The sequence below is a fragment of the Sulfuriferula sp. genome, assembly GCF_054605375.1.
This window is the reverse complement of sequence record NZ_JBTSEG010000019.1, coordinates 23155-37599: the sequence shown is the minus strand read 5'-3', so window position 1 is coordinate 37599 and position 14445 is coordinate 23155. Positions and strand designations below refer to the sequence as shown.

17 protein-coding genes, 1 tRNA gene and 1 other RNA gene are annotated in these 14445 nt (G+C 56.0%); 9 read left to right on the top strand and 10 right to left on the bottom strand.

Annotated elements, in window-relative coordinates; all coding sequences use genetic code 11:
- Window positions 1-52: 52 nt before the first annotated feature.
- Complete coding sequence (locus ACYCZJ_RS11395) at window positions 53-721, top strand: c-type cytochrome (RefSeq protein WP_461554344.1); 669 nt, start codon at window positions 53-55, stop codon at window positions 719-721.
- On the opposite strand, the gene ACYCZJ_RS11390 is transcribed toward ACYCZJ_RS11395, so the two are convergent.
- From ACYCZJ_RS11390 to lgt, 6 genes are all read right to left on the bottom strand, one after another.
- On the bottom strand, window positions 718-1545 hold the full coding sequence (locus ACYCZJ_RS11390) for an HlyC/CorC family transporter (RefSeq protein ID WP_461554343.1): 828 nt from the start codon (window positions 1543-1545) through the stop codon (window positions 718-720). The genes ACYCZJ_RS11395 and ACYCZJ_RS11390 overlap by 4 nt on opposite strands.
- Window position 1546: 1 nt before the next feature.
- Window positions 1547-2050 (bottom strand): rRNA maturation RNase YbeY, encoded by a 504-nt coding sequence (gene ybeY / locus ACYCZJ_RS11385; protein ID WP_461554342.1) that lies wholly within the window; start codon window positions 2048-2050, stop codon window positions 1547-1549.
- The gene (locus ACYCZJ_RS11380) at window positions 2019-2960 is read right to left on the bottom strand and encodes a PhoH family protein (RefSeq protein WP_461554341.1); all 942 of its coding nucleotides are present in this window, start codon (window positions 2958-2960) and stop codon (window positions 2019-2021) included. The genes ybeY and ACYCZJ_RS11380 overlap by 32 nt, the downstream gene beginning before the upstream one ends.
- The gene (gene miaB, locus ACYCZJ_RS11375; RefSeq protein WP_461554367.1) at window positions 2960-4288 is read right to left on the bottom strand and encodes a tRNA (N6-isopentenyl adenosine(37)-C2)-methylthiotransferase MiaB; all 1329 of its coding nucleotides are present in this window, start codon (window positions 4286-4288) and stop codon (window positions 2960-2962) included. Before miaB ends, ACYCZJ_RS11380 begins: the two co-directional genes overlap by 1 nt.
- A gap of 41 nt (window positions 4289-4329) precedes the next feature.
- Window positions 4330-4406: transfer RNA gene (locus ACYCZJ_RS11370), tRNA-Met, on the bottom strand.
- A gap of 45 nt (window positions 4407-4451) precedes the next feature.
- A complete protein-coding gene (lgt, locus tag ACYCZJ_RS11365; RefSeq protein ID WP_461554340.1) occupies window positions 4452-5234 on the bottom strand; it encodes a prolipoprotein diacylglyceryl transferase in 783 nt (260 codons plus the stop codon).
- Window positions 5235-5295: 61 nt separating this feature from the next.
- On the opposite strand from lgt, the gene ilvD reads away from it, so the two are divergent.
- The 8 genes from ilvD (at window position 5296) to ACYCZJ_RS11325 (ending at window position 13087) form a co-directional block, all read left to right on the top strand.
- On the top strand, window positions 5296-7167 hold the full coding sequence (ilvD, locus tag ACYCZJ_RS11360) for a dihydroxy-acid dehydratase (RefSeq protein WP_461554339.1): 1872 nt from the start codon (window positions 5296-5298) through the stop codon (window positions 7165-7167).
- Between the two features lie 6 nt (window positions 7168-7173).
- A complete protein-coding gene (locus ACYCZJ_RS11355; protein WP_461554338.1) occupies window positions 7174-7788 on the top strand; it encodes a nucleotide-binding protein in 615 nt (204 codons plus the stop codon).
- A gap of 140 nt (window positions 7789-7928) precedes the next feature.
- Window positions 7929-8246, top strand: a complete 318-nt coding sequence (locus ACYCZJ_RS11350) for a c-type cytochrome (protein ID WP_461554337.1) — start codon at window positions 7929-7931, stop codon at window positions 8244-8246.
- A 146-nt stretch (window positions 8247-8392) separates the two neighbouring features.
- A complete protein-coding gene (locus ACYCZJ_RS11345; protein ID WP_461554336.1) occupies window positions 8393-9547 on the top strand; it encodes a branched-chain amino acid ABC transporter substrate-binding protein in 1155 nt (384 codons plus the stop codon).
- A 22-nt stretch (window positions 9548-9569) separates the two neighbouring features.
- Window positions 9570-10499: a branched-chain amino acid ABC transporter permease gene (locus ACYCZJ_RS11340; protein WP_461554335.1), complete on the top strand. Its 930-nt coding sequence runs from the start codon at window positions 9570-9572 to the stop codon at window positions 10497-10499.
- 4 nt (window positions 10500-10503) lie between these two features.
- The gene (locus ACYCZJ_RS11335) at window positions 10504-11604 is read left to right on the top strand and encodes an ABC transporter permease subunit (protein ID WP_461554334.1); all 1101 of its coding nucleotides are present in this window, start codon (window positions 10504-10506) and stop codon (window positions 11602-11604) included.
- 5 nt (window positions 11605-11609) lie between these two features.
- Window positions 11610-12380, top strand: coding sequence for an ABC transporter ATP-binding protein (locus tag ACYCZJ_RS11330; RefSeq protein WP_461554333.1), 771 nt, complete (start codon window positions 11610-11612; stop codon window positions 12378-12380).
- A complete protein-coding gene (locus ACYCZJ_RS11325; protein WP_461554332.1) occupies window positions 12377-13087 on the top strand; it encodes an ABC transporter ATP-binding protein in 711 nt (236 codons plus the stop codon). Before ACYCZJ_RS11330 ends, ACYCZJ_RS11325 begins: the two co-directional genes overlap by 4 nt.
- Here the strand turns inward: ACYCZJ_RS11325 and ACYCZJ_RS11320 are convergent.
- The 4 genes from ACYCZJ_RS11320 to ACYCZJ_RS11305 all read right to left on the bottom strand — a co-directional run bounded on the left by ACYCZJ_RS11320 (window position 13038) and on the right by ACYCZJ_RS11305 (window position 14411).
- Entirely contained in the window at window positions 13038-13664 is a 627-nt protein-coding gene (locus tag ACYCZJ_RS11320) for a 5-formyltetrahydrofolate cyclo-ligase (RefSeq protein ID WP_461554331.1), read from the bottom strand. The genes ACYCZJ_RS11325 and ACYCZJ_RS11320 overlap by 50 nt on opposite strands.
- A 7-nt stretch (window positions 13665-13671) precedes the next feature.
- A non-coding RNA gene (gene ssrS, locus ACYCZJ_RS11315) (6S RNA) lies at window positions 13672-13848 on the bottom strand.
- Complete coding sequence (locus ACYCZJ_RS11310; RefSeq protein ID WP_461554330.1) at window positions 13849-14178, bottom strand: cell division protein ZapA; 330 nt, start codon at window positions 14176-14178, stop codon at window positions 13849-13851. It abuts the RNA gene before it with no gap.
- The gene (locus tag ACYCZJ_RS11305; RefSeq protein ID WP_461554329.1) at window positions 14175-14411 is read right to left on the bottom strand and encodes a hypothetical protein; all 237 of its coding nucleotides are present in this window, start codon (window positions 14409-14411) and stop codon (window positions 14175-14177) included. Before ACYCZJ_RS11305 ends, ACYCZJ_RS11310 begins: the two co-directional genes overlap by 4 nt.
- Between the last annotated feature and the right edge of the window lie 34 nt (window positions 14412-14445).

The window sequence follows — 14445 nt, the reverse complement described above, 5'->3', positions numbered from 1 at the left end:
GACATGGCGGCGCGCACCCGACATGAATAATGGACTATTCGGAGATTGAATCATGAAAACTGCCACCATCACTTTGCTACTGGCTCTGGCCGCAATCGCTGCGGGTTGCACGACGACGGAAAATACCTCCCGCAACCTGGGTGACCCCAGCGTACATGGCAAGACACTGGCCGAGCAGGTGTGCTCGGATTGCCATGGCGTCACCGGTAATTCCGTTAATCCCACTTTCCCCAGACTGGCGGGACAGCAGGAATGGTACTTGATCTCGGAGTTGAAGGAGTTCCGCGGCCACCATCGCCTGGACCCGGCGGGGTTCGAGTATATGTGGGGTATCTCCAGGAGCCTGACCGATGCGCAGATCAAGGAGCTGGCTACCTATTATTCCGAGCAGAAACCAGGTGCCAGCAAGCCGGAAAATATCAAACTGGAGAACGAAGGCAAGGCGATTTTCTCTAACGGCATCTCCAGCGAAGGGGTTCCGGCCTGCATGGCTTGCCATGGTGCAGAAGGTGCAGGCAGCGGTCAGTTCCCGCGCATTGCGGGACAGCATGCCGACTATATCATCAAGCAATTGAATGTGTTTCAGAGGTCCGCTGAAGAGCGCTCCGATGCAACAGCCATGAAAGTGGTCGCCCACAACCTGAAGCCAGCGGAAATGAAGGCAGTGGCAGCCTATGTTTCGACCATTACAACCCAATGGCCTCCCAAAGTTGCGAATTAAGCGTTGCCAGCCATCTTTTCTACCAGTAGCGTATGCAGCCGCCGGCTATCTGCCCGTAGCACATGGAATTTGATACCGTCGAATTCGACTTCCTCGCCGCGCTTGGGTAGGTGGCCGAACTGGTTCACAACCAGGCCACCAACGGTATCAAACTCCTCATCGGAAAACTGCGTACCTAGCACGGTATTGAAATCGGCGACTTCGGTCACCGCCTTGACCCGGTAGCGCCCGGCCTTGTCACGGATGACATTGTCTTCCGTTTCGTCGAAATCATATTCATCTTCGATGTCACCGACGATCTGTTCGAGTACGTCTTCAATGGTAACCAGTCCCGCAACGCCACCATATTCATCGACAACGATGGCGATATGGTTGCGGCTCGCGCGGAATTCCTTGAGCAGCACGTTAAGGCGCTTGGATTCCGGGATGAACACGGCCGGGCGCAGCATTTCGCGCACGTTGAATTCCTCGCCCGCGTTATATCGCAACAAATCCTTGGCAAGCAGAATGCCGATGACGTCATCCTTGTTTTTATCGATGACCGGAAAGCGCGAGTGCGCAGTTTCGATCACATAGGGAATGAACAGCTCGGGCGTATCGTTAATATCCACCATATCCATCTGCGCGCGCGGGATCATGATGTCGCGCACCTGGATTTCCGAAACTTGAAGGACACCTTCAATCATCGACAAGGCATCGGCATCGAACAGGTTGTGCTGATAGGCGCTGTGCAAAATATCCACCAGTTCGCCACGGCTTTCCGGCTCGCGCGACAGGAATGCGCCGAGGCGTTCGAGCCAGCTTGATTTGGCGGGTTCTTCCATGTTAAATCTGCTCCATTTCTAAATAAGGGTCGGCAAAGCCAAGTCCCGTCACAATTTCGGTCTCAAGTGCTTCCATGACCTGTGCGTCGGCATCGTTTTCATGATCCATGCCGTGCAGGTGCAATACACCATGAACGATCAGATGCGCATAGTGAGCAATGACTGATTTACCTTGTTGTTGCGCCTCGCGACTCACTACCGGGGCGCACAGAACCAGATCGCCACTGATCACTGGGGTTGAGGCATACACGAAGGATAAAACGTTGGTGGCATAATCGCGGTCGCGATAGTCATGGTTGAGCGCACGGCCTTCCGGCTCATTTACCAGGCGGATGGTGATTTCGGCATCGCGCTCCAGCGCAGCCCGCGCAAAATGCATGATCTGGGCACGGCTGGGCGCATTGATTGCACGCACCGCGCGCTGCACGGACAGCGTGAGACGCGGCCGTGCCGGCTTACTTCGAGGAGAGGGTTCAGCGGGTTTGGTCGCGCTTTTCATAAGCATCAACAATACGCGCGACCAGCGGGTGGCGCACAACGTCTTCAGACAGAAATTGGGTGAAGGCAATGCCACGTATATTCTGCAGCACTTCTCCGGCGTCAACCAGACCGCTTTTCTGATGGCGCGCCAAATCCACCTGCGTGATATCGCCGGTGATGACGGCTTTGGAACCAAAACCAATACGGGTGAGGAACATTTTCATTTGTTCTGGCGTGGTGTTTTGCGCTTCGTCCAGGATGATGAAGGCCTGGTTCAAAGTGCGTCCACGCATATAGGCCAGTGGCGCAATTTCGATGGTGTTGCGTTCGAACAGCTTACCTACTTTGTCATAACCCAGCAAATCATAAAGAGCATCGTACAACGGACGCAAATAGGGATCTATCTTCTGCGCCAGGTCACCCGGCAGAAAACCCAGCCGCTCACCGGCCTCCACAGCCGGGCGGGTCAGCACAATACGTTTGACGGCATCACGTTCCAGTGCATCGACTGCGCTGGCAACGGCAAGATACGTTTTTCCGGTCCCGGCAGGGCCGATGCCGAAAGTGATGTCATGCGCCTGGATCCGGGTAAGATACTCGGTCTGGCGCGGGGTCCGGCCGCGCAAATCGGCACGTCGCGTCATCAGCACCGGTACGCTATCCGGGGCAAGACTGGTTGCTTTTTGGTGCGTAGCCTCGACCAGGCCCAACTGGATATCATCCACGCTGATCGGGTCGCCTGCCTTCAGGTAGAACGCTTCGAGTAGCTGGGCAGCCAGTCGCGTTCTGGCCGTTTTTCCAGTAATGCGGAAGTGCTCGCCACGACGTGTGATGACGACATCCAGGCCGGTTTCGATCTGGCGCAGATTTTCTTCCAGCACGCCGCACAGATTGGCCAGACGCGTGTTGTCTATTGGTGCGAAAGCGATTTCCATTAATTCGTAACCCTTTCACCGCGCAACGAATGCGGCTCCGCCCGGGTGATGACAACTTCGGCAAAATGTCCGATCAGACGCGCAGGGCCCGGAAAGTTGACCACGCGATTGTTGTCGGTACGTCCCGCCAGTTCGCCGGCATCCTTTTTGGACACGCGTTCCACCAGGACCCGCTCGCGGTTGCCCACCATAGACTGGCTGATGGCCAGTTCATTGGCTTCAATGCGTTTCTGTAATTTCACCAGGCGCGCCTGCTTGATGGCGTGGGGTACATCGTCCGGCAATTCGGCGGCCGGTGTACCCGGACGCTTGCTATAGATAAAACTGAAAGAATTGTCGAAACCGACCTCGTCAATCAATTGCATGGTGGCTTCGAAATCTGCTTCAGTCTCGCCTGGAAATCCGATAATGAAGTCCGAGGAAACAGTGATGTCTGGGCGCACTTTGCGCAAACGGCGGATGATGGATTTATACTCCAGCACGGTGTAACCCCGTTTCATTGCCGCCAAAATCCTGTCGGAGCCCGCCTGTACCGGTAAATGCAGATGTGAAACCAGCTTGGGCAGGCGAGTATAGGCTTCAATCAGGCGCGTGGTGAATTCGCGTGGATGGCTGGTGGTATACCGAATGCGTTCGATATCCGGAATGCCATGCACATATTCGAGCAGCAGGGCAAAATCGGCGCTGTCCCCATCCGCCATCGCACCCTGATAAGCGTTTACATTCTGCCCCAGGAGATTGACCTCTTTCACACCTTGGTTAGCAAGCAGGGTGATTTCGGCCAGAATATCGTCGAATGGCCGCGATACTTCTTCGCCACGGGTATAAGGCACGACGCAAAACGAACAGTATTTGGAGCAGCCCTCCATAATGGATACAAAAGCGCTGGCACCTTCCGATTTGGCTGCTGGCAGGTGGTCAAATTTCTCGATTTCCGGGAACGAGATATCGACCTGTGGCAGCCCGGTTGCCCGTCTTGTTGCAATCAATGCGGGCAGGCGATGCAGGGTTTGCGGTCCGAATACGATATCGACATAGGGTGCACGGTTGATGATTGTTGCGCCTTCCTGACTAGCCACACAGCCGCCCACACCAATAATCAGCGCCGGATTGGCGTCCTTGAGTTCGCGCACCCGCCCCAAGTCGGAAAATACTTTTTCCTGGGCTTTTTCGCGTACCGAGCAGGTATTGAACAGAATGACGTCTGCGTCGGCAGGGTTATCAGTCGGAGTCAGTCCATCAGATGCGTGCAACACGCTCGCCATTTTGCCCGAGTCGTACTCGTTCATCTGGCAGCCAAAGGTTTTGATGAAGACTTTTTTCACAATGTGCGCCGGGCAGTTATCAGACTGAGGGCGAAGAAATTTGGTGGTGGTGATGGGCGGAGTCGAACCGCCGACCTATGGGTTATGAATCCATCGCTCTAACCATCTGAGCTACATCACCCCATGAAGCAAAGCGCGGAATTATCAGGGTTTTGCCCTTGTCCTGTCAAGATTTGCGACGGTAAGCCCAAGTCATCATCACCACGCCGGCAATAATCATCGGCAGCGAGAGCCATTGTCCCATGCTGAGGCCGAGGCTGAGCAGACCGAGAAAGTCATCCGGCTCGCGAGTGAACTCGACCAGAAAGCGGAACGTGCCGTAGCCAATCAGAAACAGCCCCGACACCGCACCCATGGGGCGCGGCTTGGCCGAGAATAGCCATATGATGATAAACAGCACAATGCCCTCGAGGCCGAATTCATACAATTCGGAAGGGTGGCGCGGCACATTGTCTACCGCAGGGAAAACCATTGCCCAGGGAACATCGGTAGGCCGGCCCCACAATTCGCCATTGATGAAATTGCCGATGCGCCCCGCGCCTAGCCCAAGCGGTACCAGCGGCGCAATAAAATCGGTGATGACGAGCCAGGGTTTGCCGGTGCGCCGCGAAAATAGCCACATGGCGAAGATCACACCGAGAAAGCCACCGTGGAATGACATGCCGCCTTCCCACACGTAAAAAATTTCGAGCGGATGCGCCAGGTAGTAGCCGAATTTGTAAAACAGCACATAGCCGAGCCGCCCCCCGAGCACCGTACCAAGCACCCCGTAAAACAAGACATCGTCCAGGTTTTTGACGGTCCAGCCTGAATCCGGATGCTGTTTGATGCGCCAGCGCCCAAGTACCAGCACCAGCATGAATGCAGTCAGGTACATCAACCCGTACCAGCGAATGGCGAGTGGGCCGATGGAAATGGCAATGGGATTGAAGTCAGGATGGATCAGCATAGTGCGTAGTTATGGGATAAAATTGGCAATTCCGTATTATCGCACTAATCTGAGGTCAATTATGCCTGTCTACCGCTCCCATACCACTACCCAAGGACGCAACATGGCCGGGGCCCGCGCCTTGTGGCGCGCCACCGGCATGCAGGATGGCGATTTTGACAAGCCCATCATTGCCATTGCCAACTCGTTTACCCAGTTTGTGCCGGGCCACGTGCACCTGAAAGACATGGGGCAATTGGTGGCGCGTGAGATCGAAGCTGCCGGTGGTGTGGCCAAGGAATTCAACACCATCGCGGTGGACGACGGTATCGCCATGGGGCACGGCGGCATGTTGTATTCGCTGCCGTCACGCGAGTTGATTGCCGATTCGGTGGAATACATGGTTAATGCTCACTGTGCCGATGCGCTGGTGTGCATTTCCAACTGCGACAAAATCACCCCCGGCATGCTGATGGCGGCGATGCGGCTGAACATCCCGGTGGTATTCGTTTCCGGCGGACCGATGGAATCCGGCAAGGTCACGATCCGCGGCAAAGTCGTCAAACTCGACCTGGTGGATGCGATGGTATCGGCCGCCGATGAGCGTGAGTCGGACGAGGACGTGATGACCATGGAGCGTTCCGCCTGCCCTACCTGCGGCTCCTGTTCCGGCATGTTCACCGCCAACTCGATGAATTGCCTGACTGAGGCGCTGGGCCTGTCGTTGCCTGGCAATGGCTCAACGCTAGCCACGCATGCAGACCGCAAGCAGCTGTTTTTGCAGGCCGGGCGATTGATCGTCGATCTGGCAAAGCGGCATTACGAGCAGGATGATTATTCGGTGCTGCCGCGTTCCATCGCTACCTTCGAGGCATTTGAAAACGCCATTGCGCTCGACATTGCCATGGGCGGCTCTACCAATACCGTGCTGCATCTGCTGGCGTCCGCCTTTGAAGGAGGCGTGCCATTTACCATGAAGGATATCGACCGCATGTCGCGCAAGGTGCCCAATCTGTGCAAGGTGGCGCCGGCTTCGCAACAATTTCACATGGAGGACGTGCATCGTGCCGGCGGCGTAATGGCCATCCTGGGGCAGCTGGATCGGGCGGGGCTATTGCATCGTGATTTGCCCACGGTACACAGCAAGACCATGGCAGAGGCACTGGAAAAATACGACATATCGCGTACCGAAGATGCGGCAGTGCGCCAGTTTTATCGCGCTGGCCCGGGGGGCGTGCCGACACAGGTAGCGTTCAGCCAGGACAAGCGCTGGCCCGACCTTGATCTCGACCGTACTGCGGGCTGCATTCGCGACAAGGAGCATGCTTACTCACAGGATGGCGGCCTCGCGGTTTTGCACGGCAATCTGGCGCTGGATGGTTGTATCGTCAAAACAGCTGGTGTGGATGAAAGCATTCTTAAATTTTCCGGCCCGGCGCGGATTTTTGAATCCCAGGATGCGGCAGTGGAGGCAGTGCTGGCGGATCAGGTCAAGGCGGGCGACGTGGTGCTGATTCGTTACGAGGGCCCCAAGGGCGGTCCGGGAATGCAGGAAATGCTGTATCCAACTTCCTACATTAAATCCAGAGGGCTCGGGAAGGTCTGTGCATTGATTACCGACGGGCGATTCTCCGGCGGCACCTCGGGTTTGAGCATCGGTCACGTCTCGCCCGAAGCGGCCGAAGGCGGCACGATTGGCCTGGTAGAGGAGGGTGATCGTATCGAAATCGATATCCCCAATCGCAGCATCCATTTGGCGGTGACTGATGCCGAGCTGGCGCGTCGTCGTACGGCGATGCATGCCCGGGGTGACCAGGCATGGCAACCGGTCAACCGCGAGCGTGCCGTGTCAGTGGCGCTGCGCGCTTATGCGGCACTCACCACGAGTGCTGCCACGGGAGCAGTGCGCGATGTCAGCCAGGTGGAGCGGCGTAGCCGCAGCAACGTGGAATAAGCCGCCATGAATACCATCCTGATTGCCAATCCCAAGGGCGGTAGCGGTAAAACGACCCTGGCAACCAATATTGCCGGTTATCTGGCAGCCGCAGGGCAACCTGTGCGCCTGTTGGATATGGATCGCCAGCAATCGGCCAGCGGCTGGCTGGCATTACGGCCTGAAATTTTGCCACCGATCAAACTGTTCTCCGATAAGCCTGGCAATATCGGGACGCAAGAAGGCTGGCTGGTGATTGATTCACCTGCGGGTTTGCATGGCAAAAGCCTTGAACGCGTCCTGAAATTGGTAAATCGGGTGGTTGTGCCCATTGCGCCTTCGCTGTTCGATATGAACGCCAGCGAGGAATTTCTGGAACTATTGCAAACCGAAAAAGCGATACGCAAAGGCAAGATTTTTGTGGGTGTGGTGGGGATGCGCATGGCACCCCGTACCCGTGCGGCAGCGATACTCGAGCAATTCATGAAAGATCTGGATATGCCGATATTGGCGTACTTGCGCGAAGCCCAGCTGTATGTGAATGCCGCCTTCGAGGGGAAAACGCTGTTTGACCTGCCTCCCTACCTGGCTGAGCGCGAACTTGAGCAATGGCAATACCTCCTCTCCTGGCTGGATTCCTGAGATTGATTGCGGCTCGTTACTGGTAGATTTTACAAGGCATCAGCAAGCAAATGTACGGCTTGTAGGTTGGTTTGTTTCGGGTAGTATTGCATCATCACAGTAGATTCAGATCGTCTTTCAACTACAGAGGAGAATACAAGATGAAGGCATGGATGGGTATCGTGAGCGCCGCGATTATCGCGTTAAGCATGGGTTCGGCGGTCGCAGCAGATTCCGGTTTGTCACTGGCGCAGAAAAACGCTTGTATGAGCTGTCACGGCGTGGACAAAAAAATTGTGGGTCCGGCATATAAAGATGTTGCAGCCAAATACAAAGGTGACAAGGGTGCAGAGGCCAGGTTGATCGAGAAGGTCAAACGCGGTGGAGCGGGCGTGTGGGGGCAGGTGCCGATGCCGCCTAACCCCCAGGTCAAGGACGCCGATCTGAAAACGATTGTGAGCTGGATACTCAGCCTCTGATTGGTGATGGATGTGATTTGAGCCGGCTCTCGTAGCCGGCTTTTTTACGTCTGCATACTATTTCGTGAATGGTATGCAGGTCAATGCGTTCACGGTTTTTGACGTTTGTGGTATAAGTTAACGAAGATTTTGTGACGGAGAGCGCGTTGAAACCCATCGTAAATGCATTACTGGTAGCGACAATGGCGGCGTTGATACTGGGCGGTTGTGGCAAACGCGAGGGCGCCTCATCAGATAACATCATCAAGATCGGCTCGGTGTCTCCACTTACCGGACCGCAGGCACATTTGGGCAAGGACAATGAAAACGGCGCACGTTTGGCCGTGGATGAAATCAATGCCGCAGGCCTTACTTTAGGCGGCAAAAAAATGCATATCGACTTGTTGAGCGAAGACGATCAGGCTGATCCAAAAACCGCCACGATCGTGGCGCAAAAGCTGGTGGATAGTGGCGTTGTTGGCGTTATCGGCCACCTCAATTCAGGTTCTACCATTCCGGCATCGACTATTTATCACGCCGCCGGCATCCCGCAGATATCGCCTTCCGCTACAGCCATTGCGTATACCGCACAAGGGTACAACACCGCGTTTCGCGTGATGACTAACGACGAACAGCAGGGTCATGTGCTGGGCCAATATGCGGTCAATAAACTTGGCGCAAAAAAAATTGCCGTGATTGATGATCGCACTGCCTATGGTCAGGGGCTGGCAGATGAATTCGCCAAGGCCGCCGAGGCGGCGGGCGCGGAAATTGTCGCGCGTGAATACACTACCGATAGATCTACCGATTTCATGTCTATCCTCACCTCGATCAAATCCAAATCTCCCGACCTGGTGTTCTTCGCAGGTATGGATCCGCAAGCAGGTCCAATGGCCAGGCAAATGAGGCAGCTTGGATTGAAAACGCAACTGTTGGGTGGCGACGGCATGCAAACACCCGAATTCATCAAGCTGGCCGGTGCAGACGCCGAAGGCGCAATTGCTTCTAATCCTGGCCTGACGCTGGATTCCATGCCCGGCGGCAAGGCCTTCAAGGAAAAATTCACCGAGCGCTTTGGACCGATTCAGAATTACGCCCCTTATGCCTATGATGCCGTATACGTAATGGTGGAAGCCATGAAACGAGCTGATTCATCGGATCCGGCCAAATACTTGCCAGAGCTTGCCAAAACCGATTACCAGGGCGTGACTGGAAAAATCCGTTTTGACAGCAAAGGCGATGTGAGCGGCGGCGCGGTAACGCTATACCAGGTCAAGAATGGTGCCTGGCATCCGCTGGAAACCGTATTCAGCGGCAAGTAAGCAGTTTTCTCCAGCGCACGGCATGGATATTTTTGTTCAGCAGTTGATCAATGGTCTGGTGCTGGGCAGCGTGTACGCGCTGGTGGCATTAGGCTACACCATGGTTTACGGCATCCTTGAATTGATCAACTTTGCCCACGGTGAAGTGACCATGATAGGCGCCATGGTTGCATTATCGGTGATCTCCGCGCTGGTTGGCAGCGGGGTGGAATTGCCCGGCGTGGTGATCGCTTTGCTTGGCTTATTGGCGGCGATCCCGGCGTGCATGGCGCTGGGCTTTACCATTGAGCGGCTGGCATACCGTCCGCTGCGCAATGCCCCGCGGCTGGCACCGCTGATTACCGCAATCGGCGTATCCATCGTGTTGCAGAATCTCGCCATGCTGATCTGGGGACGGCAGTACATATCCTTTCCCCCTATCCTGCCGCAAGGCCGCCATCAATTGCTGGGCGCCAGCATCACCGATGTCCAAATTGTCATTCTGATTACTTCCGTCGTGCTGATGCTGGGGCTCACCATCTTGGTAAAAAGAACCCGTCTGGGGCGTGCCATGCGCGCCACGGCGCAATCGCCCCAGATAGCCGGCCTGATGGGAGTGAATGCCAATACCGTGATCTCGCTCACCTTTGTAATGGGCTCGGCGCTCGCTGCGGTGGCAGGGGTAATGGTAAGCGCCTACTATGGCCTGGCGCACTATTACATGGGATTTTTGCTGGGACTCAAGGCGTTTTCGGCGGCAGTACTGGGAGGTATCGGCAACCTGGCTGGCGCCATGCTGGGTGGCCTGTTGCTGGGCGTGATCGAGAGTCTGGGCGCGGGTTATATCGGCGATTTCACCGGTGGCTTCCTGGGCAGCAATTATCAGGATGTATTCGCCTTCTTTGTGCTGATCCTGGTGCTGGTATTCAGACCTTCCGGCCTGCTGGGCGAGCGTGTCGGCGAGCGCGCCTAAGCCTATGCCACGCAGCAAGCGCCAGGTCTGGTTAACCTTTATCGCGCTGGGAATGATGCTGGCCTTGCTGCCATTTGCGGTGGATTTCGGGCTGGGACGCTCCTGGCTGCGCATCATGGATCTGGCATTGCTGTATGTGATGCTGGCGCTAGGGCTGAATATTGTGGTGGGCTACGCCGGACTGCTCGACCTCGGCTACATTGCATTCTATGCGGTGGGTGCGTATTGCTACGCCTTGCTGGCCTCGCCGCAATTTGGCTTGCACTTGCCGTTCTGGGCGGTGCTGCCCATTGGTGCGGCCGTTGCCGGCTTATTCGGCGTGCTGCTGGGAGCCCCCACGCTGCGTCTGCGTGGCGATTATCTGGCCATTGTGACGCTCGGCTTTGGCGAGATCATTCGCATTTTTTTGAACAACCTCAACGCCCCGGTGAATATCACCAATGGCCCGCAGGGCATTAACCAGATCGATCCGGTGAGCCTGTGGGGCGTGTCATTGGGTAAAACCCATCAGCTGTTCGGAATCACCCTGTCTGCGCCGCACCAGTATTACTTCCTGTTTTTGCTGCTTACCCTGCTGGTGATATTTGTTTCCCTGCGCCTGCAGGATTCCCGTATTGGCCGCGCCTGGGCGGCAATCCGCGAAGACGAAGTGGCTGCCGAAGCGATGGGCATCAATGTACGCAATATCAAGCTGCTGGCGTTTGCCATGGGCGCCACTTTCGGCGGCCTGGCAGGCGGGCTGTTCGCCGGATTCCAGGGCTTCATCAGCCCGGAGAGCTTTAATCTGATGGAATCAATCATGATTCTGTGCATGATCGTGCTGGGCGGCATGGGCAATATTCCCGGCGTGATTCTGGGCGCGCTGCTGCTTACCGTATTGCCCGAGGCGCTGCGTTATACCGGTGACCTGCAGCGTGCGTGGCTGGGACACGTGGTGATAGACCCCTCCGATTTGCGCATGTTGCTGTTCGGCATGGCCCTGATTCTGGTCATGCTGTTTCGCCCGGCCGGGCTGCTGCCGTCGCGCCAGCGCAAGCGCGAACTGGTTGCCGGGGATGATGTCGCAGCGCAGGAGCAGGCCAGTGTTTATGATGCAAGGCATTGACGGGAATGGCTGATCTCATCAGGCTGGAACAAATCAGCAAGAATTTTGGCGGAATTCATGCGCTCCAGGATGTTTCGCTGCAAGTGCGCGAAGGTGAAATACTCGGACTCATCGGCCCCAATGGCGCGGGCAAGACCACGCTGTTCAATATTCTTACCGGGCTGTACACACCGAGCAGCGGAAATATCGAATTCAGACACACCTCAATGCTGGGCATGAAACCGCACCAGGTGCTCAAGCAGGGAATTGCGCGCACCTTTCAGAATATTCGTCTGTTCGCCAATATGACTGCATTGGAGAATGTCATGGTGGGGCGTCACGCACGCACCCACGCAGGTGTAATCGGTGCAGTGTTGCAGAGTGCCGCTACCCGCGCGGAAGAAGCGGCCATAGACGTGCGTGCGCATGAGTTGCTGGAATGGGTGGGAATTTCCGGTCATTCCCATGCGCTGGCCAAGCATTTGTCGTATGGCGATCAGCGTCGTCTGGAAATTGCCCGTGCGCTGGCCACCGACCCGCAAGTGCTGGCACTGGATGAGCCGGCGGCAGGCATGAATTCGGGCGAGCGCGACACGCTCAGGCAATTGATCCGGCGGATGCGCGACCAGCTTGGTTTGACGGTACTGGTGATTGAACATGATGTGAAGCTGATGATGAGTTTGTGCGAACGTATTGCGGTGCTCGATTTTGGCGAGTTGATCGCGCAAGGCACGCCGGACGAGATACGCCACGACCCGCGCGTGATCGCTGCCTATCTCGGCGGAGGCGCAAAGTGAGTTTGCTATCCGTGGAAAATCTGGCCGTTTCCTACGGCAACATCAAGGCTGTGCGTGGTGTCAGCCTGAATGTGGAAGAGGGTGAACGAGTCTGCCTGATTGGTGCGAATGGCGCGGGTAAAACCACTTTGCTCAAGGCGGTCGCGGGGATGTTGCCGCCCGCCAAAGGCGCGGTGCACTTTGCCGGACAGTCCATTACGCGCAAGCCTTCATTTCAGATAGTCCGCCTGGGGCTGGCCATGGTGCCGGAAGGCCGCGGTATTTTTTCGCGCCTTACTGTGGCGGAAAACCTTGCCATGGGTGCTTATGCCCGGCGCGATGGCGTAGCTGTACGCCGGGAAACCGATGCCATGTACCAGCGCTTCGAACGTCTTGGAGAACGCCGTAACCAGCCGGCCGGACAGCTCTCCGGCGGTGAACAGCAAATGCTGGCGATTGGCCGCGCGCTGTTGTCGCGCCCGCGCCTGTTGCTGCTGGACGAACCCAGTATGGGGCTGGCACCGATGATGGTGGAAAAAATATTTGACACTTTGCGCGATATTGCCGCGCGCGGTGTCAGTATTTTTCTGGTCGAACAAAATGCCCGTCTCGCCCTGGAAAGTTGTGACCGTGGCTATATCATGGCCAGTGGAAACATCACCGGTGCGGACACGGCATCTACGCTGATGGAGGATGCTGCGGTGCAGGAGGCGTATTTCGGCGCTTGAAACGATACAGGCCTTGTTCAGTCAACACGGCGTCCAGCGGCACATCCCATGGATCGTATGGCAATTCACCGTTGATGCGCTGGCATTCAAACGCGACCCCCACCAGATAAGGCTTGTACCACGCTTTGCGGCGGCGCAGGTAAGCCAGCGTGGTATCGTAGAAGCCACCTCCCATACCGATGCGATTGCCGCTGGCGTCGAATCCCACCAGCGGCATGAACAACAAATCCAGCTGACGTGCATGCAATTGCTGGGTGGTGGTATTTTCCGGAATGCCAAACCGGTTGGTTACCCAGGATTGTCCTGATTGCAGGCGATTGAACCACAGCATCCTGCCGTGCCCGTAAGACAGCATGGGTAAATAACAGGCGCGATTGAGCATCAAGCTCCGGTTGATGAGTGGCAGGGTGTTGATTTCGGCGCCGTGGGCAAGATAAATGCCGATGCGTTGATGGCGGGTCAGCAAGCCATGGCGCAGTGCATTGCGCATTAAAAGAATGGCGGCACGACGGCGTTCGGCGCGGCCGATGGCAGCGCGGCACCGGCGCAGTGATTTACGCAGTTCGGATTTGTTCATGAAGGGGGTGCTCCCCGCGATGTAGTCCGGTCGCTATCCTGAACCTGCGGTTCAAGGGGTCGCAGCGCAAGTAGTTTAGGCACATTAACGTGTAACGCGCGCACCGCTACCAAAAATGTAGCCGCAACCAGATCAAATTTATTGGTTCAAAGAATTCGCGGCCAAGGCAACATCGCAGGGAACATTAACTGGATCCGGAAGAAGCAAACAGTTCGTTCTGATCTGCCAAGGCTTCGTCCAGCAACGCTTCCATGGAATTCATTCTACGCTTGATGGCAGTGATGTCAAAACCCGAGTCTTCCCTGGTGGACAGTAGCTCGTAGGCGATATTCAGCGCGGCCATCACGGCGATACGTTCCACTCCGATGACTTTACCCTGCTCGCGGATTTCGCGCATTTTCTTGTCCAGATAATCCGCTGCGGTCAGTAAAGCCTCCTGTTCGTCAGCTGGACAGGCAACGCGGAATTCACGCCCGAGGATATTGATATCCATGCCTTTGCTATCGCGGCTCATGTTTCACCTTCAGGGATTTTTTCCAGCAGGGTTTCGATACGGGTTCGAGCCTGTGTCATACGCTCGGCAAGCAATTTTTGTTCACCAGTAGCCGCAGCAATTTGCTGACGCAGCTTCTGGTTCTCAGTGCGCAGATTCTGGCACAATTGAGCTATCTGCTGAATTTTTGATTCGAGGGCGTTCAGTTCACTTTCCATACACACACTATAATTTGGAAAATTCAGCTGCGTCAACAGTTAACCGAGCTAACCGAAAGTAATATTTAAA